Origin of the sequence: Formosa bonchosmolovskayae (genome assembly GCF_051016085.1) — a bacterium.
Lineage (GTDB): Bacteria > Bacteroidota > Bacteroidia > Flavobacteriales > Flavobacteriaceae > Formosa.
Window position 1 is genome coordinate 2,879,363 of the sequence record NZ_CP174605.1, and the last position, 26,178, is coordinate 2,905,540.

Annotated in this window: 22 protein-coding genes; 12 read left to right on the forward strand and 10 right to left on the reverse strand. The window is 33.5% G+C overall.

What is annotated here, in order from left to right; genetic code table 11:
- Positions 1-5 precede the first annotated feature (5 nt).
- The 10 genes from ACKC83_RS12160 to ACKC83_RS12205 all read left to right on the forward strand — a co-directional run bounded on the left by ACKC83_RS12160 (position 6) and on the right by ACKC83_RS12205 (position 15,313).
- Positions 6-1,526, forward strand: coding sequence for a RagB/SusD family nutrient uptake outer membrane protein (locus ACKC83_RS12160; RefSeq protein WP_414036828.1), 1,521 nt, complete (start codon positions 6-8; stop codon positions 1,524-1,526).
- A 15-nt stretch (positions 1,527-1,541) separates the two neighbouring features.
- On the forward strand, positions 1,542-2,732 hold the full coding sequence (locus tag ACKC83_RS12165; protein ID WP_414036827.1) for a DUF4465 domain-containing protein: 1,191 nt from the start codon (positions 1,542-1,544) through the stop codon (positions 2,730-2,732).
- A 167-nt stretch (positions 2,733-2,899) separates the two neighbouring features.
- Entirely contained in the window at positions 2,900-4,273 is a 1,374-nt protein-coding gene (locus tag ACKC83_RS12170) for a TlpA family protein disulfide reductase (RefSeq protein ID WP_434035691.1), read from the forward strand.
- A gap of 28 nt (positions 4,274-4,301) precedes the next feature.
- Complete coding sequence (locus tag ACKC83_RS12175) at positions 4,302-5,675, forward strand: TlpA family protein disulfide reductase (protein ID WP_434035692.1); 1,374 nt, start codon at positions 4,302-4,304, stop codon at positions 5,673-5,675.
- Between the two features lie 29 nt (positions 5,676-5,704).
- Positions 5,705-7,078 carry a TlpA family protein disulfide reductase gene (locus ACKC83_RS12180; protein WP_434035693.1) on the forward strand — a complete coding sequence of 458 codons (1,374 nt, stop codon included), beginning with the start codon at positions 5,705-5,707 and terminating at the stop codon, positions 7,076-7,078.
- A gap of 217 nt (positions 7,079-7,295) precedes the next feature.
- Positions 7,296-10,100 (forward strand): M16 family metallopeptidase, encoded by a 2,805-nt coding sequence (locus ACKC83_RS12185; RefSeq protein ID WP_434035694.1) that lies wholly within the window; start codon positions 7,296-7,298, stop codon positions 10,098-10,100.
- 10 nt (positions 10,101-10,110) lie between these two features.
- The gene (locus ACKC83_RS12190; protein WP_434035695.1) at positions 10,111-10,557 is read left to right on the forward strand and encodes a protein-disulfide reductase DsbD domain-containing protein; all 447 of its coding nucleotides are present in this window, start codon (positions 10,111-10,113) and stop codon (positions 10,555-10,557) included.
- Positions 10,558-10,636: 79 nt separating this feature from the next.
- Positions 10,637-12,613: a cytochrome c biogenesis protein CcdA gene (locus tag ACKC83_RS12195; protein WP_434035696.1), complete on the forward strand. Its 1,977-nt coding sequence runs from the start codon at positions 10,637-10,639 to the stop codon at positions 12,611-12,613.
- A 47-nt stretch (positions 12,614-12,660) separates the two neighbouring features.
- Positions 12,661-13,569, forward strand: coding sequence for a S1 family peptidase (locus ACKC83_RS12200; RefSeq protein WP_434035697.1), 909 nt, complete (start codon positions 12,661-12,663; stop codon positions 13,567-13,569).
- A 217-nt stretch (positions 13,570-13,786) separates the two neighbouring features.
- Complete coding sequence (locus ACKC83_RS12205; RefSeq protein WP_434035698.1) at positions 13,787-15,313, forward strand: aminotransferase class V-fold PLP-dependent enzyme; 1,527 nt, start codon at positions 13,787-13,789, stop codon at positions 15,311-15,313.
- Between the two features lie 565 nt (positions 15,314-15,878).
- Here the strand turns inward: ACKC83_RS12205 and ACKC83_RS12210 are convergent.
- The 4 genes from ACKC83_RS12210 to ACKC83_RS12225 all read right to left on the reverse strand — a co-directional run bounded on the left by ACKC83_RS12210 (position 15,879) and on the right by ACKC83_RS12225 (position 19,487).
- Positions 15,879-16,913 carry a DUF4209 domain-containing protein gene (locus ACKC83_RS12210; protein WP_434035699.1) on the reverse strand — a complete coding sequence of 345 codons (1,035 nt, stop codon included), beginning with the start codon at positions 16,911-16,913 and terminating at the stop codon, positions 15,879-15,881.
- A gap of 216 nt (positions 16,914-17,129) precedes the next feature.
- Positions 17,130-17,648, reverse strand: coding sequence for a DUF7380 domain-containing protein (locus ACKC83_RS12215; RefSeq protein ID WP_434035700.1), 519 nt, complete (start codon positions 17,646-17,648; stop codon positions 17,130-17,132).
- 218 nt (positions 17,649-17,866) lie between these two features.
- Positions 17,867-18,313, reverse strand: coding sequence for a hypothetical protein (locus tag ACKC83_RS12220; protein ID WP_434035701.1), 447 nt, complete (start codon positions 18,311-18,313; stop codon positions 17,867-17,869).
- Positions 18,314-18,359: 46 nt separating this feature from the next.
- Positions 18,360-19,487 (reverse strand): IS3 family transposase, encoded by a 1,128-nt coding sequence (locus ACKC83_RS12225; protein WP_434035702.1) that lies wholly within the window; start codon positions 19,485-19,487, stop codon positions 18,360-18,362.
- Between the two features lie 337 nt (positions 19,488-19,824).
- On the opposite strand from ACKC83_RS12225, the gene ACKC83_RS12230 reads away from it, so the two are divergent.
- A complete protein-coding gene (locus ACKC83_RS12230; protein WP_434035703.1) occupies positions 19,825-21,402 on the forward strand; it encodes an IS1182 family transposase in 1,578 nt (525 codons plus the stop codon).
- 93 nt (positions 21,403-21,495) lie between these two features.
- On the opposite strand, the gene ACKC83_RS12235 is transcribed toward ACKC83_RS12230, so the two are convergent.
- Both ACKC83_RS12235 and ACKC83_RS12240 read right to left on the reverse strand, forming a co-directional pair.
- Entirely contained in the window at positions 21,496-21,813 is a 318-nt protein-coding gene (locus ACKC83_RS12235; RefSeq protein WP_434035704.1) for a type II toxin-antitoxin system RelE/ParE family toxin, read from the reverse strand.
- On the reverse strand, positions 21,804-22,046 hold the full coding sequence (locus ACKC83_RS12240; protein ID WP_342155463.1) for a hypothetical protein: 243 nt from the start codon (positions 22,044-22,046) through the stop codon (positions 21,804-21,806). Before ACKC83_RS12240 ends, ACKC83_RS12235 begins: the two co-directional genes overlap by 10 nt.
- A gap of 279 nt (positions 22,047-22,325) precedes the next feature.
- On the opposite strand from ACKC83_RS12240, the gene ACKC83_RS12245 reads away from it, so the two are divergent.
- Positions 22,326-23,903, forward strand: coding sequence for an IS1182 family transposase (locus ACKC83_RS12245; RefSeq protein ID WP_434035705.1), 1,578 nt, complete (start codon positions 22,326-22,328; stop codon positions 23,901-23,903).
- Positions 23,904-24,003: 100 nt separating this feature from the next.
- Here the strand turns inward: ACKC83_RS12245 and ACKC83_RS12250 are convergent, their stop codons facing one another.
- From ACKC83_RS12250 to ACKC83_RS12265, 4 genes are all read right to left on the reverse strand, one after another.
- Positions 24,004-24,174 carry a hypothetical protein gene (locus tag ACKC83_RS12250; protein ID WP_434035706.1) on the reverse strand — a complete coding sequence of 57 codons (171 nt, stop codon included), beginning with the start codon at positions 24,172-24,174 and terminating at the stop codon, positions 24,004-24,006.
- 141 nt (positions 24,175-24,315) lie between these two features.
- Positions 24,316-24,636 carry a hypothetical protein gene (locus ACKC83_RS12255; protein WP_434035707.1) on the reverse strand — a complete coding sequence of 107 codons (321 nt, stop codon included), beginning with the start codon at positions 24,634-24,636 and terminating at the stop codon, positions 24,316-24,318.
- Between the two features lie 225 nt (positions 24,637-24,861).
- A complete protein-coding gene (locus ACKC83_RS12260; RefSeq protein WP_434035708.1) occupies positions 24,862-25,419 on the reverse strand; it encodes a hypothetical protein in 558 nt (185 codons plus the stop codon).
- Between the two features lie 159 nt (positions 25,420-25,578).
- Positions 25,579-26,163 (reverse strand): hypothetical protein, encoded by a 585-nt coding sequence (locus tag ACKC83_RS12265; protein WP_434035709.1) that lies wholly within the window; start codon positions 26,161-26,163, stop codon positions 25,579-25,581.
- Positions 26,164-26,178 lie beyond the last annotated feature (15 nt).

Here is a 26,178-nt window from a genome sequence, read left to right on the forward strand (position 1 = left end):
ATTTTATGAAAAAATTAATTTATATTTTATTATTACAAACTCTATTTTTCGGGGTCAGTTCTTGCTCAGATGAATTGGACATAACCCCAAGTTACGAGTTAAATGAAGTTAATGGAATAACAAACGAAGGTAAAGCTGAAGATGCTGTTCACGGGATATATCCTTACATTGTACAAGGGAATAATTATTCTGGAGGATTGGTTTATGCTTTAGCATCTAGAAGTGGTTTGGCTAGATTCTCGACTTCTGATTATAATATGACAACCACACAAACCAACAATAGCCCTTCACAACAGTATTTCTGGTTAGGATATTACGAAACTATAAATGCGGCCAATTATGCTATAAATGGTATTAATAAATTAGGTTCAGATGTAATTTCCGATGATAGGAAATCCGAACTACTTGCAGAAGCTAGATTTTTAAAAGCTTTTGCCTGCACATATGTGTTTTGGAAATACGGACATTGGTGGGAATCTAATGACGAGAGTCCTTATGGAATATTATACCGAGATGATTTAGCTACAGTAGACAATCTTCAAGTCGGTAGACTTAGTGTAGGAGATTCTTATGAGAGAATAATGGCGGATATCGATTTTGCTATTGAAAACTTACCTGATTTTAAAGAAAGAGGGAATCGATATGTTTCTAAAGAATTTGCTAAAATTTTTAAAGCTAAAATTTTACTGTATAGATATGGTTTTAATGATGGAAGAAACAAACCAGAATTAGAGGAAGCACTTGCTATAGTAGACGAAATTTTAAATTCAAATATACCAGGATTTTCTATGCAATCAGATTTAGCACAGGTTTATGAAGATTCGTGGGATTCTGAAGAAAACTTGTTTTCTGGATATTTAGAACAAAATGGTAATGCAGATATATGGAATGCATCGTCGTACTATTTTTCAACATTAATCACTAGAGGTACACTGGTTTGGGATTGGACTACTGAATCACAAATTACGGCAGGGTTAGTTAATGATGCCGATGATTGGTTTAAAGCTGATGGTCGTTGGCCAATAGCTACTGGTTTAATGCCATGGCCATATAATGCAACAAGTACGTTTAAGTATTATGCTTGGAAAAAAGTATGTAGACTGGGACAGTATTGGGGGCTTAATGCAGAACCTCAAGACAATAAATATAACACATATTTTTTTAGATACTCAGAGTTATATATAATGAAGTCTGAGTTATTAGCAAGAACAGGTGCATCTGTTGCAGAGGCTATTGAACCAATAAACACTATGCGTTCTCTTAGAACAAATCCTGTATTAGAAACTCTTAATCCAACTTCAGAACAAGAATTGATGGATCTTATATTTAAAGAATATAGTTTAGAAACATTCTTAGAAAATGGTAGTGCCTTTTTTGCTTCATTACGAATGAAAAATGCAGATGGCGTATTATGGATGGAAGGACTTAAAGGATTCTCTATCGAGTTTAATAAAATTTGTTATCCTATTCCAGATGTAGAAATGCTTGTAAACAGAGAGATCATTCAGAACCCAGATTTAGAATAATTTAATTTATAAAATATGAAATTTACCAAAAAATATATAAGTATCACAGCTGCTATTATTGGCTTAATTGTGTTTAATTCCTGTGCCGAAAGGTATATAGATGAAATAGAGTACGGCAATGATGTTACATTTAACGAATTAACTTTAGATAGGTTTTCTTTTCTTATTCCTGATGCACCTTTTCAAGCAGAAGGTTATGTTTCGGGTGAAATTACTGTAAATGTATCTAAGAATGCAGATGGTACCTATAGCGGATTTGCTTTATCTAATAAAAATTCTCGTTCTTATCCTTGGAGCTTATCACCTACATTTGCACCTGCTAGCGAGCTTAGCCCAGCAGAGGTACAAACTTCTATAGATTCAACTTTTTATAGTGTTTATACCGACGAAGTAAATAGAACAGAAAATTTTTTAGTAGGAAATACAAATAATGATGACGCCTATTTTACATTGCCTACTCCAAATGTTATAGAGCATGTACTAGTAGCAAATACATCATATAATGCCCTTTTAAGTCTTTACGGATCTATTTATTCTGGCGATATTGACGCTGAAACGCAAATGTATGATATAAATGGAGATGTAGTAGCTAACCCCAATATAGCAAATACAGACGATTCTGTGAAAGGAGTCTTTACACTTCCAGGAGTAGATGGTACTCTTAATACAGTGAGATTAAGTGCACATCAAACGCTTCAAAAAATGGCTGCCGGAGAAGTCGCAGGCGAAGAAGCTGGTCAGGCAATTGGAGGAGAAAGTGTTGGAATCGCGGCTGGAGAAGCTGCCGGAGAGGCCGCACGTGATCAATATGTTGCCGATAATCCAAGTAGCACAGAAGAAGAACAGCAAGCGGCTTATGATGCTGCGTATCAAGCGGCGTACGATGTTGCTTATGGCGATGTATATCAAGCTGCTTATAACGAAGCATATGATCAAATAAATATTGGAGATATAACCCTTACCATTGAAGGTTTTCTTAACGGTACGAGTGTTGGTACTACAGATGTTTATTTAGCTTTATTAGAAGGTGTAGATCCAGCAAATCCGGCTTACACATATACAGTAACCGATTGGAGAAGAGTCGATTTATCATCATTCGGCGCAGTTGATAAAGTGTTATTCAAGATGTCTTCTTCTTATGTTAACCCAGACGGTAGTATGGTGTATGCACCTACTTTTTGTTTAGATGGTATCCGACTTCAATAAAATACATATAGTTATTTACTTAAGAAAAACGGGAACTCGTTTTCCCGTTTTTTTTTAAGTCCACTTTAATTTATTAAAACTTTTATGTAGTGTATCACATCTGTCAAATGATTGTAAATCATCTTGATAAAGGATACTTGTATACTACCTGAACTAAAACTTTATACATGAAAAAAATTGTTATTATACTTCTATCGACCTTGTTTTTAACGTCTTGCGAAGAAAAAAAAGAAACCAAAGATTATATCTTGCTTTCTGGAACCATTTCTAATCCGCCATCAAAAGAATTTAGGCTAGGTGGTAAGGGCGGTTCAACCACGATTGAAATAGCAGAAGATGGCACCTTTTTAGATACAATTAAGACCGGAACAGGGAAATACATCTTTTTTAATCCTAGAACGCGAGCAGATTTGTATTTAACCAATGGCGGTGAATATAACTTAACAGCAGATGGTAAAGATTTTAGAAACACAGTGAAATTAACAGGGACAGATCCTGATGCTTCAAATTATTTAATGACTAAAATTGATAACATCATTAAAGTTAGAGGCGATTATGCCGAATTTAATTCATTAAACGAATCCGATTTTATTGCTAAAGAAACAGCTGTTAAAGAGCAACTTCTTAATTATCTAGATAGTTTTCCTAATGTCCCGAAAGAATTTTTAGAAGCTGAACGTGAAGAGTTAAATTACTACCACTTATTAACTTTAATTAAATACGAAAGTTTACACCAAAGATACATAAAGCAACCCGATTTTAAAGTTTCGCCCGATTTTCTTAAAGAACTAGAAGGTATAGATTACCTTAATGAAGATGCTTATAAACTTAGATCGTCATACAATAAATTAGTAAAAGAGCATTTTAACAGAAAGGCAGATGAATTAATTAAAAATGAAGGGGTCGACCAACATTTAGCTAAACTTAACGTATATGGAGCAATTCCTAACGACTATATAAAAAATGATTTATTAATGTCGGCTGCTTCTAGTGGAATAACCTATACCAACAATCTAGACGAATATTATAACACATATATATCTGTGTCCACGTCTAAAAGTAATGATGAAAGTATTACAGAAAAATACGAAAATCTAAAAAAGCTTTCTAAAGGTCAACCATCTCCAGTCTTCACAGCATACGAAAATTATGCAGGTGGAACAACTTCTTTAAGCGATTTTAAAGGTAAATATGTATACATAGATGTTTGGGCAACTTGGTGTGGTCCGTGTTTAGCGGAAGTGCCTGCTCTTAAAAAAGTTGAAAAGCAATATCATAATAAAAACATAGAATTTGTAAGTATCTCTATTGATGTAGAAAACAAATACGATGCTTGGAAAAAAATGGTTACAGATAAAGCGCTTTCTGGAGTGCAATTACTTGCAGATAAAAACTGGAAAAGCGATTTTGTAGCTGCTTACGAGATTAACGGAATCCCTCGTTTTATTTTAATTGATCCATCAGGAAACATTGTAAGTGCTAATGCGTCTCGACCATCGGACTCAAAATTAATCGAACTTTTTAAAGAATTAGGAATTTAATTAACACATTATTAATTTAAAAAGTATCATGAACAGAATCCTTATCTTATTGCTTTCAATGCTAAGTTTAGCATCGTGCAAAACAACTCCTAGTAAAGATTATATTTTACTTAGAGGGACTATTTCCAATACCACATCAGAAAAATTTAGACTTTCAGGACAAGGTTTACGAATGCCTATTGCATTAGCAGAAGATGGCTCCTTTACTTGTGATACCATGTTTTCTGGAACCGGACGCTACACCTTTACCGATGGTAGAAACTCGGCATATCTTTATTTAGAAACTGGAGGTACATATAATTTAACGGCAACTATAAATAAATTTAAAACAACAGCTAAGATAACAGGTACCAATCCTGATGCCTCTAATTATCTATTAACAGAATATGAACATAACAATAACCTAAGAGGTGTTTATGCTGAATATAATTCATTAAATGAAACTGATTTTAGTGACAAACAACAAACAATATTTGAAGCTAATACCAAATACTTAGAAAGCTTTAAAGGACTGCCTAAAGAGTTCGAAGAAGTTGAACGTAAGGAATTATATTATTCTCATTATTTAGCACTTATAAAATACGAAAGTTTACATCGAAGATATACCAATCAACCAGATTTTAAAGTTTCAGATAATTTTATGAAGCAATTTGAGTCGGTCGATTTTTTAAACGAACAAGCTTTTAAACGCAGAGGTTCTTACGACGATTTAGTTAAAGAGTATTTTGTGCGTAAAGCAAACGAGTTTGCAGAACATGAAGGTATCGATAAATACTTAGCAAAACTTAAAGTCTTTGGAGAAATCCCTAACGATTATATAAAAAATAATCTATTAAACTCGGCAGCAAAGTACGATATAGCTTATACAGATAATATAGATACGTATTATAATACATTCATAGCAGCGTCTACATCAGAAGCGAATAATAAAAGTTTTACAGAAAAATATACAGCATTAAAAAAATTGTCTAAAGGAGAGCCTTCTCCAGTTTTTACAGATTATGTTAATAATGCAGGAGGTACAAATTCTTTAAACGATTTTAAAGGAAAGTATGTGTATATGGATGTGTGGGCAACTTGGTGTGGACCGTGTATTGCAGAAGTACCAGCGCTTAAGAAAATTGAAAAACAATATCATAACAAGAATATAGAATTTATAAGTATTTCTATTGACACACAAGATAAGCGCGAAGCATGGAGTAAAATGATAGCTGATAAAGCATTAGGCGGTGTTCAGTTACTAGCAGATAAAGATTGGAGTACCGACTTTATTGTAGCCTATAAAATTAATAGTATACCAAGGTTTATTTTAATAGACCCAAATGGCAATATTGTGTCATGGAATGCACCTAGGCCATCAAATGACGAATTAATAACCTTATTTAATGAATTGGGTATTTAAGTATGCCTTTAAATATAAAAACATATCGTATGAAAAAACACTTATTTTTAATGGGAATGGCTATTCTAGCTTTCTCATGTAAAAAAAATGCTCCGGCTGATTACGCCCTTGTATCAGGACAGTTTTTAAATAATACTGATGAAAAAATAATTTTAATAAGTTTTAATGATCGTGCATTTTTAGATACGTTACAGGTTTCTAGCGATGGAACTTTTAATGATACCATTAGAGGAGATAAAGGGTTGTATCAATTAATTTATAATAAAATGCGTACCAATATTCATTTAGAAAATGGTTACAATTTAATACTTAATGCAGACTCAAAAGCTTTAGATAGTACAGTTGTTATTACTGGTACCGGTGCTGAAGAGAATAATTTCCTTAGAGCTAGAAGTAAAAAAACAAAAGAACTAGAAGGGACAGAAAACATCTATATTTTAGAAGAAGATGCTTTTAAAGACAAAACCACTACAATAGTTACTTCTCTTAACGAACTCTTGAATAATACCGAAGGTCTTTCTGAACCGTTTAGGTTAGCGCAGCAAAAAGATATTAAATACACTTATCTTAATAAATTAGGTAATTATGAATACGCTCACGCACGCTATGCTAAGAAAAAAGATTTTAAGGTGTCTCCAGATTTCTTATCAGATTTAGACCTTATCGATTATAATAGCGAAGAAGATTATATCGACTCAAGAGCTTATAAATCATTAGTGGGTAAGCATTATAGAAGTAAAGCGGCTGAAATTAAAACTACTGAAAACATTTCTAAAGATATTGCCGATTTACAAGCCTTCTCTACAGCTAAAAATCAGACCATAAAAAACGATTTGTTAGGATCTACCGTAGCAGGAATAACTAGAACAAAACATCTTGATGAATATTACAAACTTTTTATGGCTGCTTCTACAGACGAAGAGCAGAATGAAACACTTAAAGGCTTTTATGAAAATTTAAAAAAGGTTCAAGATGGAAATCCCTCTCCTAAATTCGATAATTATGTAAACTATGCTGGAGGAACAACTTCTTTAGACGATTTAAAAGGCAAGTATGTTTATATCGATGTTTGGGCAACTTGGTGCGGACCTTGTATTCGTGAAATTCCAGCTCTAAAAGAAACAGAACAGCAATACCACGATAAAAACATTGAGTTTGTAAGTATTTCTGTAGATAAACAAAAAGACTTCGAGAAATGGAAGAAGATGATTAATGATAAAGAACTTGGAGGTGTGCAATTGTTTGCAGACAACGATTTTCAGTCGAAGTTTATTAAAGATTATGTTATTAATGGTATTCCTAAATTCATTTTATTAGATCCTTCAGGAAACATTGTTAATGCCAATGCGCCAAGACCATCAGACCCTAAATTACTCTCATTATTTAATGAGCAGGGTATTTAACTCTAAGCTGTGTAATAATTATTAATACACCTTAAAGCATATTAAAACTAAACCTTTCCTAGCAATTTTGTTTTCTTAAAAACAATTGAATTAGTCATAGTCAATGTCTAGGAAAGGTTTAAAGGGTTATTTGAAAAGATAACCCTTTTAAATTAGTTTAAAATCTATCATTGCTTTTCAAAAATAATTTTCTCCTTAATTTTTAAAAATACAATACATGAAACATTTTTTTTCATTTTTAACATTGCTATCACTGAGTTATTTTGCGATGGGTCAGAATATAGATTTAAAACAACCTATAGCTACAGACCAGAGCGTAATAAAAGGTGTGTTGCCTAACGGATTAACTTACTATATAAAAAGCACAGACGTTGTTAAAGATGCGGCGAGTTATTACATTATTCAAAATGTAGGGTCTGTTTTAGAAAACGACGACCAGCAAGGTTTGGCGCATTTTTTAGAACACATGGCCTTTAATGGGACGCAAAATTTCCCAGGAAAAAGCATGCTAAATACACTGCAAGGCCATGGTGCCGTTTTCGGAAAAGATATAAACGCATATACGTCTTTCGACGAAACGGTCTATAATATGAATAACATTCCAACCAAAGAGGCTTTGGTAGATACCTGCTTAACGGTGTTAAGTGATTGGTCTAATTATTTATTGTTAACCGATGACGAAATAGATGCTGAACGCGGCGTGATTAAAGAAGAATGGCGAACCAGGCAAAACGGACGCATGCGTTTGTTTGCTAAATCTCTGCCTATCACTTACAATCATTCTAAATATGCAGATAGATTACCTATCGGACAAATGTCTGTAGTGGAGAGTTTTGATTATAAAGCCCTTCGCGATTTTTATCACGATTGGTATAGAACAGACTTGCAGGCTATTGCCGTAATTGGTGATTTTGATGCAAAGGTTATAGAGCAAAAAATCATTGAAAAATTTTCTACAATTCCAGCTGTCGACAATCCTAGAGCACGCTTTATAGTCGATATTCCAGATAATAAAGAAATGATGTATAGCTTAGGGATGGACCCAGAGATATCCACAGCAAATATTACCTTCGGAATACGTCATAAAAAATCAATAGAGACAGAAACTGTGGCCGATTTAAAACGTTCAACTCTTCAATCTATGGCGACAGGGATGTTAAATGCTAGAATTTCTGAATTGGCTCAAAAACCAGAGGCTTCATTTTTAGGAGCAGGTATGAGTTATGGGAGTATGTCTAGAACATCTAATGCTTTTAGTATCGGAATTTCACCAAAACCTAATATGCAAAAAGAAGCTTTTCAAGAGGTGTTAACAGCTGTCGAGCAAGGTGTAAAGTTTGGGTTTACGCAATCAGAATTGGATAGAAGTATTGTGAAATACAACACATCTTACGAAAACAGAATAGCTAAGAAAGCAAGTATCAGTCACAAAAGTATTATAAGTAGTATTAAGAAAAATTATCTTGAAAATGAAACCATTTCAGATTTAGAGAAAGAATACGAAGTGGTGCAACAAATCTTTAAGACCATAACAACAGAAGACCTGCATACTACCCTTAAAGCAATGTATGCTAAAGACAATAGATATTTAAATGTTACAGGTGTAGAAGGGCAAGCAAACTTAACCAAAGCAGAAGCCTTAGATATTATGAGTACTGTTGAAAATGATAAAACACTTCAACCGTATCAGGAAGCCATGGCAGGAAAAACCTTAGTTTCGGGGATTAACTTTGTGCCTGGTGAAATTGTAGAAACGACCATTAATAACGAACTAAATGCTACAACCTATGTTTTAAGCAATGGCATTAAGGTACATCATAAATTTGTCGATAAAGAGAAAGATAAAGTCGCTTTAAACGCCTATAGCTACGGTGGAACGTCTTTATTGAATACAGAAGATTTACCTTCTGCAAATTTTGTATCGAGTTTAGCTCAGAAATCAGGATTAGGCGATTTTAATGCTACAGACTTAAGAAAAGTATTAGCAGGAAAAACAGCAAATGTATCTATTGGTTTAGGAGCTATTAATGAAAGTATTTCTGGTGGATCTAATACCAAAGACGTAGAAACCATGTTACAAATGGTGTACTTAAATTTTGTGAATCCACGTTTCGAAGCGTCTGCTTTTACCGTTCTAAAAAGTGGTTTAGATAATTATCTTATTAGAAAATCGAACAGCGTAGCAGATAAAATGAAAGACAGTTTAACTGTAACGGTTTATGGTGAAAACAATCCTAAAGCGCGTCTTTTTACAGAAGACTATGTTTCCGACATTAAATTCGAAAAGATAAAATCGATTTACGACGCACGTTTTCATGACGCTTCAGACTTTGAGTTTTTTATTGTGGGCGATTTAAAAGCAGAACAATTACTACCGCTGTTAGAAAAATATATTGCGAGTATTCCAACATATAATACCATAGAAGCCTATATAGATAATGGCCCTGAATGGAAATCAGACCATATTAAAGAAGACATTTATTTGGTTATGGAAGACCCAAAGGCGACCGTAAATATCGCTTATAAAAAAGAAATGCCGTATTCAACAGCGCATGCAATTTATACCAATGCGCTTGGCGATATTCTTCAATTACGTGTTACAGAAAGTGTAAGAGAATCTGAAGGAGGCGCATACAGCCCAAGAGCAAATGCAAGTTTGTCTAGAGAGCCAAAATCGCAATTAAACGTGTCATTTAGATTTGATTGTAACCCTGAATTGGCCGATAAATTAGTGGATATCGTGACTGCAGAATTACAAAATATAGCTGATGGAAACGTAAGAGAAGACGATTTAAATAAAACACGAACCAATTTCTTAAAGGAACGTTTACAGTCTAAGGATAAAAATAGTTACGATATGCGATTGTTAACTAGTTTCTATCGCTATGATTTAAATCTAAACGACCCTAAGAATTTTGAAGATATCGTAAACAAGATGTCTATTAAAAACATTCAAGATATGGCGCGTGAAGTCTTAAATGAAGGAAAATCGTATCAAGTTGTGTTTAAACCAAAGCAATAAAACTATACTTATGAAAATGATAATTTTAGTCTTTGCCTTTTTAATAGGAGGTATGTCTCAAGCTCAAATATTAGATCCTGTTAAATGGAGTACATCAGTAAATAAAATTTCTGAAACGGAATATGAATTAATTGCTATTGCAGACATAGAGAAAGAATGGCACTTGTATTCACAAAGGGTTCCTGAAGATGGTCCAATACCTACAAGTTTTGTGTATGCAGGGAATGGTAATTACCTAAAAAAAGGAAACACCTTAGAAGGTAAAGGACACGTTATCCAAGATCCTGTATTCGAAATGGAAATTAAATATTTTGAAAATAAAGCAGAATTTAGGCAACGTATAAAATTAAAAGGAGAAGTTCCTTTCAAAATAGAAGCCATTGTCGAGTTTATGGTTTGTGATGATAGTAGGTGTTTGCCTCCAACAGAGAAAGAACTTGTATTCGATATCAACTAACTAAGTATTTGAATTAGTCACTTAAAATGTAAGAGTATAAAGGATTGTTTATATAACAATCCATTTTAAAATATTTAAAATGAAAAACATACTATTAGTACTCGCTTTACTAACATTTAATTTTGTAAATAGCCAAGTCCTAGATCCTGTAAAATGGACCACTTCTGTAGAGAAAATATCAGATACACAATATAACTTGATTGCTACAGCAAATATCGATGCGGGTTGGCATTTATATTCGCAAGTCGTACCCGAAGGTGGCCCGATAGCGACGACCTTTATCTACGATAATTCGGAAGAAAATTTTACTTTAAACGGTAATACTGTAGAAGGTGAAGGACATACAGTTCAAGATCCTGTTTTCGAAATGGAAATAAAATATTTTGATGGTGAGGCAAAATTTATCCAAAACATAAAAGTCACAAAAGCAACATCTACAATAAACGGATTTGTAGAGTTTATGGTCTGCGACGATACCCGTTGTTTACCACCAACAGAAATAGATTTAGAATTTCAGCTTAACGGAAAAACAGCTTTAGCTACAGAAACGACTAAAGCTGTAACACCAGAAGTCGCTACAGATAACACTACTAAAATCACAGATGATTCAGCCTCTAATAAAGGACTTTGGTCAATCTTTTTTATTGCCTTTTTATCAGGGTTTGCAGCCTTATTAACACCATGCGTATTCCCGATGATTCCAATGACGGTGAGTTTCTTTACTAAACAAAGTAAAAACAAAGCCGCTGGAATTAAGAATGCCATTATTTATGGTATTTGTATTATCGTTATTTATTTACTCTTGGGGATTGCTGTAACTGGAATTTTTGGAGCCGATGCTTTAAATGCACTAGCCACTAATGTGTGGTTTAACATTATTTTCTTTGTGCTTTTAGTCGTTTTTGCGGTGTCTTTTTTAGGTGCTTTCGAGATCATGTTACCAAATTCTTGGGCAAATAAAGTCGATTCTCAAGCAGATCGTGGCGGACTTGTCGGTATCTTTTTTATGGCCTTAGCCTTGGCTATTGTATCCTTTTCATGTACAGGTCCAATTGTGGGAACTTTATTAGTGGAAGCGGCATCAAAAGGAGGAGTCGCGCCAATAATTGGAATGTTTGGATTTTCATTAGCCATTGCATTACCGTTTGCATTATTTGCAGCCTTTCCAGGTTGGTTAAATTCATTACCAAAATCAGGAGGTTGGTTAAACACCGTGAAAGTGGTTTTAGGATTTTTAGAATTGGCCTTAGCATTTAAATTTTTAAGTCAAGCCGATTTAGTTTTACAGCTTCACATTTTAGAACGTGAAGTTTTCATCGCGATTTGGATTGCCATTTTTGGAACCCTAGCGTTTTACTTATTCGGAAAGATTCAATTACCACACGATTCCCCATTAACGCATATTTCGGTGGGCCGATTAAGTTTAGGACTTATCGTGTTAACCTTCACTATTTATATGATTCCAGGCCTTTGGGGGGCACCTCTAAATATTATTAGTGCATTTCCGCCACCACAAGACTATAGCGAATCGCCTTATGGTGTAGGTTTCTCAAAATTAGGATCAGGTGGTAGCGCATCTGCTCATGGCGATTTACCTGAAGGGGCACATTTATTAGCGCCACACGATATCATGGCGTTCAACGATTACGACACAGGTTTAGCTTACGCTAAAAAAGTAGGTAAACCTGTGATGCTAGATTTTACAGGTTGGGCGTGTGTAAATTGTAGAAAAATGGAACAGAATGTATGGCCTGCGCCAGAGATTTTAAATCTATTAAAAAACGATGTGGTTTTAATCTCGTTATATGTCGATGATAAACGAAAACTTGAGGCTGATGAGATTGTAGACTCTCAGTTAAAACCAGGAAAAAAGTTAAAGTACATCGGACAAAAATGGAGTGAGATGCAAACCATTAAATACAAATCAAATTCGCAACCATTTTATGTTATCATCGATCATAACGAAGAGAAACTAGTCGAGCCTGTAGGCTATATTCCTGATGTAGAGGCGTATCATACGTGGTTAAACGCAGGAGTTTCCAATTTCAAAATATAAATCAGTATCAATTTAGACTTTATAAACAAATCAAATAAACAAAAAGTATGAAAATCAATTATATTCTATATCTATCTTTAATATTAGTATGTAGCAGTTGTAAATCAACTAAGAATGTTTCGGAAGTTAGCGATACCACAGTCGAAATAATAGATGAAGGAGCCGAAAATGGTTCAGAGTTTGTCAACGCTGCCAGTATAGAGGTTAACAAATTAGTAGCGGCCAATTTGCATACGCCATTTACAAAACTTAAGGAAGACAGAACGAAAAACTTTGAAGTTAATTCAGGAGTTGAGATTGCACATATGAATTCAGATAAAAAAACAGGGAATCAAATGTATCACCACTTGCAAAAAAGTACGTTATATATTGGATCTTCGTACTTATGTGATAAATGTCCGAATGTCCATTTAAGCGCTGCTTCAGGCTTTATAATTCACGAAGATGGTGTTATAGTAACTAACTACCATGTGATTTCACCTAGAGATACCATTGAGTATGATGGTCTTTTTGCAGTAGATCACGAAGGTACTGTTTATGTAGTAACTGAAGTGTTGTCTGCCAGTAAAGCTAACGATTTAGCGATTCTTAAAATTGATACAAAAGGGAAGAAATTAAATGCCTTACCATTAGCAGAAACAGAACTTGTTGGAGAAGATGTATATATGATGGGGCATCCTTTTAGAAATACCTTCTTTATGACTAAGGGGATTATTTCTCGAAAATACGTAGACTCTAAAAAGGCACAACCTAAAATGACCATTACAGCAGAATTTGGTTTAGGTGCTAGCGGAGGACCAGTAGTTAATGACTCGGGTGAAGTTGTTGGAGTGGTAAGTGCTACGCGTGCTAATTATACCGGAGAAGGGACGAAAGAAAAAGGGGATTTACAGCTTCTATTAAAAATAGTTATACCGGTAAGTCAACTTAATAAATACCTTAACGAGAGCGTTTAAAAATTATCATTTATGGTGAGCTTTACTGGAGACTTTAGTTTTTAAAGCCTTGTGTTTATCTTCTTTAATAAAAGTTGATTTAAGGATATGTTTTTGCTGAAAAAATGAAATTTTATCGATTGAATTTTAGGAAAATATCATATTTGAAATAATAAAAGGAAAAGTGTTTCAAATTATCATTTATGATTAATGATGTAATATTTTAAATTTAAAAATAATGAGTATTATAAATTTCTTAAAGGATATTTTTAATTCAAATAAAACTTCGGTAACAGAATCCAATTTAGAACAGTATTTTTCAAAATTTAGAAAAAATGTAGTTGGTTTAGATCAAATTTTTGTCTCTCCTTACGGAGAAAAAAAGATCATTTATGCCGATTGGACTGCAAGCGGAAGATTATACAAACCTATTGAAGAACAAATTTTAAATACTATTGGTCCATTTGTAGCAAATACGCATACAGAAACATCTATAACGGGCAGTGTAATGACACATGCTTATTTTGAATCAAGGTCTGTAATAAAAAATCATGTAAATGCATCTAGTGATGATGTGTTACTCACAGAAGGTACTGGAATGACAGGGGCTATCAATAAGTTTCAACGCATTTTAGGAATCAAAATTAGTGAAAACCTAAAAGCACATATTGATATTCCTCAAGATAAAAAACCAATAATTTTTGTGTCACATATGGAGCATCATTCTAATCAAACCTCTTGGTTAGAAACCATAGCTTTAGTAAAAGTTATCCCTTCAAATACAGATGGTCTGCCTTGTTTAGAAAGTCTTGAAAAATTGTTGAAAGAATACAGAGAAACGCCAATAAAAATAGCGGCAATTACAGGCTGTTCGAATGTAACAGGTATTATTACACCTTATCATGCTATTGCAAAAATAATGCATAAAAATAACGGTCTGTGTTTTGTCGACTTTGCGTGTTCTGCTCCTTATGTTAAAATTGATATGCATCCTCAGGGTGCAGATGAATATTTAGATGCCATCACATTTTCTCCTCATAAATTTTTAGGGGGACCAGGAACGACAGGGGTTTTAATTTTTAATAAAAAACTCTATAAAAACTTAGTTCCTGATAATCCAGGAGGTGGTACTGTTAGTTACACCAACCCTTGGGGTGATCATGATTTTATAGATGATATTGAATCTCGCGAAGACGGAGGGACACCTGGCTTTTTACAAGCCATTAGAATAGCACGGTCTATACAGTTGAAAGAGGAAATGGGAACTCAGAATATTTTAAATAGGGAGCGCGAATTAAATGCCATCATATTCAAAAGGTTATTAAAAATTAAAAATTTACATATTCTAGCACCTCAAAATACAGACCGGTTGGGTGTTTTTTCTTTTTATATTGAAAACGCTCATTACAATTTAATAGTAAAACTCTTGAACGATAAGTTTGGTGTTCAATCAAGAGGAGGGTGTTCTTGCGCAGGAACTTATGGACAATATTTATTAAATGTCAATCAATCCACATCAAAGTCCATTGCGTTAAAAATTAAGGAAGGTTGCTTAATAGAACGACCAGGTTGGGTACGTATATCTACTCATCCCACTATGACTAATGCTGAAATTGAATTTATTTGTGAGGCAATAAAAGAGGTGGCTGATAAGTTTTTAATTTGGACCAATGATTATAAATATAATCCTCCTAAAAATGAATTTATTCATAAAGCCAGCCATAATATAGAGAAAAAAATTATTGAAGATTGGTTTAGAAATTAGTATAGCTTAGGGGGCATTATGAAGAACGCATGGTCATATTATAAATGTATATTTTTAATTTTATCTTGTTATTGGAGTATGCATTGACAGGTATTCATTTGATATCGAATTTAAATTATTTCATAAAATTTCATAAGTCATTTCATAAGAATAATTATAAAGAAACTTTTGGAGTAGACACCAGCAAAGATGTATTTGATAACCTTTCGGGGCATAATTAGTACAAAATTGATGTATCTGGATGCGTTAAGTTTCTAAAAGAATTACCCGATATGGCAGTGGTTATGGAAGCAATAGATTATTATTATTATTATTATAGCTTTACTCAGTTTTTTTCATTTTCAACTTTTCAGAGTTCGAGTAAATTCAGTCAGTGCTTTAACCTGTAAAATTTGTCAATTCCGATTTAATTGATTCATACTGCTTTTCACCACAATGATTGGAAACGGTCTCGTGTATGATTAGTGGCGTGTTTAAGTTACTAATTTAGCAAATAAAAACCGAATGAAGAATCCGCGAGGATTTATAGAAGTAAACGAGAACAAGCAATTACTTATAGCCATTGTTAGCTGCTTGTTTTTTCGTTAAACGTATATTTTCCAAGTCTTAAAATACAGAAAAAAACTAATGTCACAGCCTGTAAATTATAATCAGAAAATTCTAAAAATGAATGAGCAATATTGTTCCTCAAATTTTTTCCTTTTCTAGTGAATGTATATTTAAACAATTCAATGTCCTTTTCTGTAAAGTATTTTTTTGTTGTTTGGTTTTCTAATAATTCCTCAAGTAATTGTTCTTTTAACTCTCCATTTTTAGAGGTAGATGTATTACCTCCAGACAATCTGATAAAGTCTCTTAATGCACCTTCGAATTTTAAAGTCAAAGAATCCATTGCTAAAATGAAGTTGTTGATTTTATTAGTATTCATTAAAACCGAGAGTTCAAATTGAGCAAAAAGATTATGGATTCCAGGTGCTAGCATTGTTAACCAGTTCGAATTTTGGTCAATTTCATTATCGGTCATTCCTCTTTTGAATTTAGTACCGTACCAAGTTTGAGATTCAAAAAAGTCATAGATTTTATAATAATTGAGTTTACCTGTTAAAATACCGTCTACAAAGACTTTTAGGAAAAGACTGAAACATTTTACTCCGTGGGAAATCGTATAACTCTGAATGATTTCTTTATCAATTTTTTCTGAATCCTTTAAATTCTTGAAGTTACTGTTTATGTCAAAAACGCTTGTGTTAAATAAATTATGAATTGAGTTTTTAATACTTTTCTTGGCATTTTCTTGATTTTCAATTGGGTCAACTAGAATGTCTTCGTTAATTGAGAAGAAAGCAAGTATTCCCTCTGTTGGCATATCCAATATGACTTTTGATTTCATATTGAGATAACTATTAAACATCTCTGTTTCCTTTTCTCCAAGTTGCCAACTTACTTTTCCGAGTTTTACCGTTTGCTTAAGGCGATTATATTCTTTAAGATTTTCTTCTGCTTCTTCTAACTTACCTGCAAGTCTTAAATATTTTGCCTTTGTTCCAATTGTAGTATACTTGACAAAGTCTGTATCCTCTTGATGCTGTTCTAAAATCAAGTCTTCGTTTTTGGCTAATAACTCATATAGTTCATTTAACGGAAGTTCTAGTAAATTATAAAGTTGTATACCAGTTTCTAATTTTTGCTTATTTGAAAAATATGATACAGGATTTTTTTCTTCAATCCAACTTGGTAATTTTAAAGCAATATCATTTAGTTCCTTTTTAGTAAGAATATTATTTTCTAGAATAGAATTTAAAATAATTGGTTTAAATCAATTTGGTAAGTCATTAATAAGTGTAATTGCGACTTCTTTGGCATCTTCTATTTTCTTCTTTGTTTTCTTTGATATATGTAAAATTGCAGATAGAATTATAGGCAACTCGCGAGCTTCCTCCGATTTAATTCTATTGATAGTGGCTACATAATTATCAATAGCTATTTCAGCATATTTATGATGCTTAATTTCTTGCCAGAGCAAATGAGAATATCTTGATTTTAGCCAAGTATTTTGCGTAAATTCTAATCGCTGTTTAAGATATTCTATGTCCTCCTTTTCTAAACCAATTGTTGCTATTTGACCTTGTGAATCTGTGACTTGAACATTTGTAACTAACTCGCCTTTATTTAGGTTGTAGTTTAGTGATTTTCTTTCAACAATAATTTTCTTTTCCCAATCTCCTTCGATTTTAGCTGTTACTTTCAGTTCTCGATGAATGTTCCATATACTCAATGAATTCAAATTTTCAATTGAGTCGTAAAAGTCTTTTAATTCATCTGGAATTTTATTCATAGGTTTTGGTCAAACTTGCAGTTAACGGTTCGGCTATGGCAAGTAGGGCAGGCAAGGAAACTTTTCGTTTCCGTCTGGTCTGCGAGCCAGAGCTTTTTGTTTTGTAATTATTTTTTCTTTTTTAATTGCCAAATCCAAAAGATTTGGCGGACTTAGCAAACACGCCCAAGCCATTAAATTTAGCTCTTTTGCCCTATTTGCTATAGGCATTGTTGTGCTTAGTTTTTTATTTTTTCCAATTCAGAATAATATTCAACTTTATCAAACACAAATGGTCCAAATTGAGAATAATCCCAATAATTATGACTTTCCTTTCCTCTATGAAGTTGCTCAAAATCAGTCCAAATAATTTTTGCGTTAACGACTTCAACTTTGGTCATAAAAGACCAACAACCCCAAACTCCACATTCACAATCTAGAATGTCCGATTTATTGTCTTCAGAGTTAGAGCTGTCTTCCAGGTTTAGTAAGTTTTTATAGAGAGTTGTGGGATTAAGTCCTTCATATTGGCCAGCAATATTTGGACTACCTTCTTTTTTTGCTAGAGGTGTTTCAAATTCAGATAATAATTCAATCAAATCAATTCCATCAATCATAATTTTTGCGACTGAATGATTCAATCCATCGTCTTTGTTCTCCTGTATTTTGATTTGAAGTTTGTTCATTTTCAAATGTTTAGTCCTGAAATATGGCTACAGTTAAAAATTGGTTTTAAGCTGATAATTGATATACCATATTTGGTGTTCTATAGTCTAAAGATAAATGTAATCTTATTTCGTTGTATAAATTAATTGCATTTTTTGTAGCCCTCTTCGCATGTGCTTCATTAGTAAAGGTCTGGTCTAGATAAAACTCATCTTTTAGTATGCCGTTTACACGTTCTGCCATTGCATTTTCGTAACAATGGTTTTCTTCAGTCATGCTAATTTCTATCTTATTTCTTTTAAGTATTTGCGTGTATACATTGCTACAATATTGTATGCCTCTATCTGAGTGATGTATGAGTCCTGTAACATGCTTAGCTTTATAAATGGCTTTATTAAGCGCTCTTACACATCCTTTAAGTTCTAAGCTATCACTTAGGTCGTAACCCATTATTTTCCTTGAGTGCATATCTGTAATTAGTGCTAGATAACAAAATCCTTTTACGGTTCTGATATAGGTAATATCAGACACCCAAACTTGGTTAGGCCTTGTCACTTTTAGGTCTTTTATAATGTTGTTATATTTATAAAAACGGTGATGGGAGTTTGTTGTTCTGGAACTATATTTTTTTCTTAAAGTAAGCATGCCCTGAGACCTTAATACTTTGAATAGTGTGTCTCTACCGACTTTAAGATTAGTTTTTCTAAAATCTTTATCCAACGCTTTTATAAGCTTACGTACACCTTCTCTAGGAAGAGATTTGCGTCTTTTCTTGACTATATTAATAACTTGTTGTTCTAGTTTTAAACGCTTATCAGCTCTGCATTTAAACTTATAATAGGCATCTCGTTTTAGTCCAAAACAACTGGTAATAGCCGATAAAGAAACAAATCCCTTAGCTTTATCTTTTGCTTTTATTAAGGCTTGGTATTTAGTTTTTTTTTTGAGCTGTTGGATGTTTTTGTATCCTAATTTTTCAGCGGCTACTTCTAGGTAAGATTCATCTACCATTGCATCGAGATCTTTTTTAAGTAGTAGTTTTTTTAGTTGTTCTACTTCTTTTTGTAGCGCTTTAATTCTAGTAATTTCGTCTTTTGTTTCCACTTTTACTCTGGTGTTCATTAAGTCTTTACGTTCATACTTTTTAATCCACTCGTTAACAGTTGTAGGAGCGATGGAGTAGAGCTTACACAATTCACTCAGAGTATTTTCCTGTTGTAAGTTCGGCTAAAATTTTCAATTTAAAAGGTTCACTCTACTTTCTAATTACTTTGTCATTTCTATACATAATGTTTAAAATTATGTAGCCTTTATTCAGGACGGGTCAAAATTATGCACAACGGGCTCGGCTATGAGTAGTTGCGTGGGTTTGCACTTTACTTTACAAGTACACACCAAACTGAAAATCCGCGAGGATTTTCAGAAGTAAGCGAGAACAAGCAATTACTTATAGCCATTGTGCCTGTTGCACAAGTTAAGAAAAAAGTAGTAATGCAATTGCTTAAAAAATGAACGTTTCTTATCTTTATGTATGCAGGGAAAAAAGACATATCAAGAGAAACTATTCAATCAATTTAGACTTAGCGAACGTGTGCCAGAAGACAATTTCTACCGGCGGCTTCATACAGCTATAGATCTTAATTTTCTTTATAAAACCACTCAAAAGTTCTATGGATCAAGCGGACAAAAAAGCATCGATCCCATTGTATTTTTTAAACTTTGTTTAGTGGGATATTTAGAAAATATAACTAGCCATCGCAAGCTTATTGCACATTGTAGCATGCGTTTGGATATACTGTATTTTTTAGGTTATGATATAGACGAAGAATTACCGTGGCACTCTACCATTAGCCGTACACGACAATTATTTCCGGAAGACGTTTTTGAATCTGTTTTTATAAAGGTTTTTGAACTATGTGTATCCGCAGGTATGGTCGCTGGACACACGCAAACAATAGATTCTGCTCCTGTAAAAGCCAATGCTTCCATGGATACTTTAGAACTTAAAGTTCCTGAAGAAGATTTAGAGAATCACCTGCGCCATATTCGTAACATTAGCAATCGAGATAAGCACACCCCTTTAAGGCAATCTAAAGAAAATAAAGCAGATAAAAATCAGCAAACTTTATCTGCATCTCACAAGGAATTACAAGCTATAAAAAGCCGTAATACCAAATGGGCAAAAGATCAAGATGCTCGCCCAGGAGCCGGCGCTAAAGGCAGTCGCTACACGAGTAATAAAACACATTATAGCCCCACCGATCCCGATGCGCGTATTAGTGTAAAACCCGGCAAAGCAAGAAAACTTAATTACCTCAGTCAGCTTACTGTAGATACTGCAAACCATGTTATAAGCGATATAAAAGCGTACCATGCAGACGGTAAAGACAGTCAGCATTTACCAGATATTGTTAAGCGTGTAAAACAACGGCTTTGGAAATCACAACTTGTTTGGGAAAATTGTGTAGCCGACACAGGCTATAGTAGTGGTGAGAATTATGCTTTTCTAGAAGCTATAGGTTTAAAAAGTTTTATACCCGCTCATGGCACTTATAAAGGTGGTCCAGATGGATTTACTTATGATAAAGACAAGGATCATTACACCTGTTCAAAGGGTAAAACCATACCGTTTAAGAAGGTATTTATTGAAAAAAAGAATCACACCAAAAAGAAGGAATATCGCGGGTCAAAACAGCTGTGTATAGACTGCCCGATTCGCATAACATGTCTTGGGAAATCAGCCCAAGAAAAGAAATTTACAGTTACCTATTATCGTGAGGAATACCAACGTAATATAGCTCGAGTAAACAGTAATCAAGGGCGTTACATGAAAGGAAAACGGCAAAGCACCGTAGAACCCGTATTTGGAACCCTGACACAGTTTATGGGGTTAAATAAGGTTAATACTATTGGTGTAAAACAAGCCAATAAATGCATGCAACTCTCAGCTATTGCTTACAATCTCAAAAAATACATGAAATTTATTGAAAAACGTACTAAAAGTGATGCAGGAGCATTTGCACTTTATTTTAATCTAAAAAAGACCTTTTATAAAGCTATTAATACATTTTTAAGACCTTGTAAATCACCTAAAATATTAACTGTATAAAAACAGAAACCGTCTCTAAAGACGGTTTTTAATTAAAGGTGTACTATTTATTTTGGGCTTGTGCAACGATTACCATTGTTGGCAACTGGCTTTTTATTCAGTTTCATTTATTTTATCAGGGTCTTGTCTCGTGTCAAAAACATTCGCGATTTCGATACGTCTAAAGTCATAATTTATCCAATAAACTATTTTGTAATTTTTAAACACTAAATATCGAAATTCTTGTTCTCTATGTTTCAAGCTCGTTTCAACTTGTCCAATTTCTGGTTGCTTTTCAATACCAATAGTCGAGTCAACGATTCCATTAACTAAATTTTTAGCTACTCTTTTACTTGCTTTGATTAAATAATAGCTGTAAATATCCTCAAGTTTGTTTTCCGCAAGCTCTAACCAATAAACTTCTAACTCCATTTTTGGATTTTAGCCTTTAAATCCGTTGCTTTTATCATTCGTCCATTTTTTGAGTCTTCCATTGCTTGGTCAATTTCTGCGTTATATTGCTCCATTGTCATTGGCTTGAAGTTCTTTTCAGTCAATTCAGCTTTCCTTTTACGTAATAATTTTTCAAGTCCGCTAACGATTTCCTCATTTTGAAGTCTTAAAAACTCTTGAACAAATGATATTTTTCTTGCTTCTAAGTCCATTTCCTTTTGTCTTTTTATCAAAGATACAAAATTATAAATTTCGGTTGATTTTTATGATTGTCGATTTTTTTCAGCTTGTTGCCAACGTTTATGTATATGAAATGTTGCGTGTTTGTGTGCGAGGATTTTCCGAAGGAAAATCAGAAGCTAGCAAACGTGCAACTGACATTGGTTTAGCATAAAATTAGCAATTTTTTATATACTGTGTGCCTGTTGCACAAGTTAAGAAAAAAGTAGTAATGCAATTGCTTAAAAAATGAACGTTTCTTATCTTTATGTATGCAGGGAAAAAAGACATATCAAGAGAAACTATTCAATCAATTTAGACTTAGCGAACGTGTGCCAGAAGACAATTTCTACCGGCGGCTTCATACAGCTATAGATCTTAATTTTCTTTATAAAACCACTCAAAAGTTCTATGGATCAAGCGGACAAAAAAGCATCGATCCCATTGTATTTTTTAAACTTTGTTTAGTGGGATATTTAGAAAATATAACTAGCCATCGCAAGCTTATTGCACATTGTAGCATGCGTTTGGATATACTGTATTTTTTAGGTTATGATATAGACGAAGAATTACCGTGGCACTCTACCATTAGCCGTACACGACAATTATTTCCGGAAGACGTTTTTGAATCTGTTTTTATAAAGGTTTTTGAACTATGTGTATCCGCAGGTATGGTCGCTGGACACACGCAAACAATAGATTCTGCTCCTGTAAAAGCCAATGCTTCCATGGATACTTTAGAACTTAAAGTTCCTGAAGAAGATTTAGAGAATCACCTGCGCCATATTCGTAACATTAGCAATCGAGATAAGCACACCCCTTTAAGGCAATCTAAAGAAAATAAAGCAGATAAAAATCAGCAAACTTTATCTGCATCTCACAAGGAATTACAAGCTATAAAAAGCCGTAATACCAAATGGGCAAAAGATCAAGATGCTCGCCCAGGAGCCGGCGCTAAAGGCAGTCGCTACACGAGTAATAAAACACATTATAGCCCCACCGATCCCGATGCGCGTATTAGTGTAAAACCCGGCAAAGCAAGAAAACTTAATTACCTCAGTCAGCTTACTGTAGATACTGCAAACCATGTTATAAGCGATATAAAAGCGTACCATGCAGACGGTAAAGACAGTCAGCATTTACCAGATATTGTTAAGCGTGTAAAACAACGGCTTTGGAAATCACAACTTGTTTGGGAAAATTGTGTAGCCGACACAGGCTATAGTAGTGGTGAGAATTATGCTTTTCTAGAAGCTATAGGTTTAAAAAGTTTTATACCCGCTCATGGCACTTATAAAGGTGGTCCAGATGGATTTACTTATGATAAAGACAAGGATCATTACACCTGTTCAAAGGGTAAAACCATACCGTTTAAGAAGGTATTTATTGAAAAAAAGAATCACACCAAAAAGAAGGAATATCGCGGGTCAAAACAGCTGTGTATAGACTGCCCGATTCGCATAACATGTCTTGGGAAATCAGCCCAAGAAAAGAAATTTACAGTTACCTATTATCGTGAGGAATACCAACGTAATATAGCTCGAGTAAACAGTAATCAAGGGCGTTACATGAAAGGAAAACGGCAAAGCACCGTAGAACCCGTATTTGGAACCCTGACACAGTTTATGGGGTTAAATAAGGTTAATACTATTGGTGTAAAACAAGCCAATAAATGCATGCAACTCTCAGCTATTGCTTACAATCTCAAAAAATACATGAAATTTATTGAAAAACGTACTAAAAGTGATGCAGGAGCACTTGCACTTTATTTTAATCTAAAAAACACCTTTTATAAAGCTATTAATACGCTTTTAAGACCTTGTAAATCACCTAAAATATTAACTGTATAAAAATAGAAACCGTCTCTAAAGACGGTTTTTAATTAAAGGTGTACTATTTATTTTGGGCTTGTGCAACGATTACCGGTGTTACCTGCAGGCTTTTTCCACGTTATTCTACTCTTTCAGTTTCATTCTCTTCATCTGGTTTTCTACTCAATCTAATTCCGATAATTATCATTTGAATAATTCCAATTACCCAATAAATAGGAAATCGTAAAAAAGTATAAACAACTTCAAAACTATCCATCCATTCGCCTACAATTTGCAATTCAATTATCATTGAAACAAATGGAAGTACAAACCCAAACAATAGACTGACCAATAAACAACCTACTTTTTTTTCAAAATCTGTTTTCCAATATTTTATATTAAGGAAAATTAAAATTGCGATAATTAAATAGTCAAAATATCCTATTAACATTTATTGATTTGATTCGTGAAAATATTCATACGCATAGCCTTCTATTTCTCCGCTTAATTGATTTCCGTTTTCATCTTTCAGTTCATACATTTCTTGTATTCCGCCAATCGAAGCACAACCATCTAAACCCAAAAGGATAGTGTAAAAAACATCAGGTAAAGCTGAATTCATAACTTTTTCCATTATTACACTTTGCTCATTAGTCAGATTAAGTGATTTAATTAATTGTCCAACTTCAGTTTCGGGATTTTCAGATAAATATTCTTTCAGAAAATCCTGTTTTTCGGTATAAAATGCCTTTACTAATTCTTCTGTGTTCATCGGTTTTGTCAGCTTGCAGGTAACGGTCTTGTGTATGGCTCGTTGCGTGCAAATTAGCGATTAATTTTCGGTTGAGCCACAAGCCAGATTTTTAAATTTTACTATTTATCTTTTTCTTGGAAATCGTCAAATTTAAAAATTTGGCAACTTTCCAAATACACCTTAACTTTGGTTTAAGCAATTGAATAGCAATGAGCTATACACGTTGTTGGCAACTGGCTTTTTTTATAATATGTCTTTATCTTTTCCGTCAATTTTGTGTTTCATTTTTTGTCCCATTCCGCTTGTCACATATCCAGCAACCATTTCTTTTTTAATTTTTCCGTTTTCTAAATATTCCAAGTTTATTGAGCAATCTCCAGTAATTCCAACCCAAACAGTTTTACTTTCATTCGGTTCAAGCTCTGCGATGTATTCTGTTTCACAACCGACTATTTTAATGTCAGTCAGTTTGTTATTAGTTCCGTTTGTGAACGTAATTCTCATATTCCCAATTAAAATCAGCGAGAACCAAATGAAAAGGAACATTATTGGTAGATTAATCAGCATCAATCCGCTTGTTTTTAAAAGTCTTTTGCGATTGGTTGAGTCCGAATTTGATTTAGCTAAAATTGCTATTAAAATTATCAAATTTACAACTCCTGCAAGAACTATAAATCCGTATCCGATAAACAACAAATCGCTGTTTGAGGTCAGAAAGTAAATTCCGAAAATCAATGCTCCGATTATGAACGAAATTACCGCAGTTCCTTTTCCTAAAGTGTTATATTTTTCAGACGTCATTTTTTTCAGCTTGTTGCCAACGTTGTTGTGTATGGTTAGTTGCGTGGTTAAGCAACTAATTTAGTAAACAAATACGAACCCGAGAAAATTCCGAAGGAATTTTCCAAATAAGCACTTGCCAAAGCAATTAATTATACACGGTGTTGTGTGTTCGTTTTTTTACATCATTAACCAAGCTTCCTTTATAAAAGTCAGTTCAGAATTTTCAACAAATTCACTCATCGATGTCTGATTGTCCGCTGATTCATTTTTTAATTCCAATAGAATTATTTGTGTATAAATTCGTTCGGGCATATTTACAAAAATTCGAAACCTTTTAATCTTTGGTGATTTGTTTAAAAAACTCAATTCTTCCAAATCCCATATTTTAAAATATTTTTCACTTATCAAATCTGGATATAAAATTCCATTTTCGAAAATCGAGCGTAATTTATTGTCATTTAGGTTAATTTCAACCACTCTGTTTCCAAAACTAATTTCATTCGCATTGGTGATGAAATTACCATGCTCGTCCAAAGACTTATATTCATTTACTATTTTAATTTCTCCGTTAAATTTGATGTGATTTTGTTTTTCGTACTCATCTTTGAAAAACTCTTGTGCCCAAAAACCCTCTTGTTCTCCTTGATTCTTAAATGGCGGTTTTAATTCCGAAACTTGTTCAGTAATTGCTTTTTCGGTTTTTGTTTTTGAGGAACAGCCAACAGATAAAATAAGAATTAATATTAAAGTCAATTTTTCCATAAGGTTTTTCTCAAA

Coding starts and splice junctions, on each gene's coding strand:
- ACKC83_RS12160 (WP_414036828.1), top strand. CDS start 6: ATGAAAAAATTAATTTATATTTTATTATTACAAACTCTATTTTTCGGG.
- ACKC83_RS12165 (WP_414036827.1), top strand. CDS start 1,542: ATGAAATTTACCAAAAAATATATAAGTATCACAGCTGCTATTATTGGC.
- ACKC83_RS12170 (WP_434035691.1), top strand. CDS start 2,900: ATGAAAAAAATTGTTATTATACTTCTATCGACCTTGTTTTTAACGTCT.
- ACKC83_RS12175 (WP_434035692.1), top strand. CDS start 4,302: ATGAACAGAATCCTTATCTTATTGCTTTCAATGCTAAGTTTAGCATCG.
- ACKC83_RS12180 (WP_434035693.1), top strand. CDS start 5,705: ATGAAAAAACACTTATTTTTAATGGGAATGGCTATTCTAGCTTTCTCA.
- ACKC83_RS12185 (WP_434035694.1), top strand. CDS start 7,296: ATGAAACATTTTTTTTCATTTTTAACATTGCTATCACTGAGTTATTTT.
- ACKC83_RS12190 (WP_434035695.1), top strand. CDS start 10,111: ATGAAAATGATAATTTTAGTCTTTGCCTTTTTAATAGGAGGTATGTCT.
- ACKC83_RS12195 (WP_434035696.1), top strand. CDS start 10,637: ATGAAAAACATACTATTAGTACTCGCTTTACTAACATTTAATTTTGTA.
- ACKC83_RS12200 (WP_434035697.1), top strand. CDS start 12,661: ATGAAAATCAATTATATTCTATATCTATCTTTAATATTAGTATGTAGC.
- ACKC83_RS12205 (WP_434035698.1), top strand. CDS start 13,787: ATGAGTATTATAAATTTCTTAAAGGATATTTTTAATTCAAATAAAACT.
- ACKC83_RS12215 (WP_434035700.1), bottom strand. CDS start 17,648: ATGAATAAAATTCCAGATGAATTAAAAGACTTTTACGACTCAATTGAA.
- ACKC83_RS12220 (WP_434035701.1), bottom strand. CDS start 18,313: ATGAACAAACTTCAAATCAAAATACAGGAGAACAAAGACGATGGATTG.
- ACKC83_RS12230 (WP_434035703.1), top strand. CDS start 19,825: ATGCAGGGAAAAAAGACATATCAAGAGAAACTATTCAATCAATTTAGA.
- ACKC83_RS12235 (WP_434035704.1), bottom strand. CDS start 21,813: ATGGAGTTAGAAGTTTATTGGTTAGAGCTTGCGGAAAACAAACTTGAG.
- ACKC83_RS12240 (WP_342155463.1), bottom strand. CDS start 22,046: ATGGACTTAGAAGCAAGAAAAATATCATTTGTTCAAGAGTTTTTAAGA.
- ACKC83_RS12245 (WP_434035705.1), top strand. CDS start 22,326: ATGCAGGGAAAAAAGACATATCAAGAGAAACTATTCAATCAATTTAGA.
- ACKC83_RS12250 (WP_434035706.1), bottom strand. CDS start 24,174: ATGATAATTGAATTGCAAATTGTAGGCGAATGGATGGATAGTTTTGAA.
- ACKC83_RS12255 (WP_434035707.1), bottom strand. CDS start 24,636: ATGAACACAGAAGAATTAGTAAAGGCATTTTATACCGAAAAACAGGAT.
- ACKC83_RS12260 (WP_434035708.1), bottom strand. CDS start 25,419: ATGACGTCTGAAAAATATAACACTTTAGGAAAAGGAACTGCGGTAATT.
- ACKC83_RS12265 (WP_434035709.1), bottom strand. CDS start 26,163: ATGGAAAAATTGACTTTAATATTAATTCTTATTTTATCTGTTGGCTGT.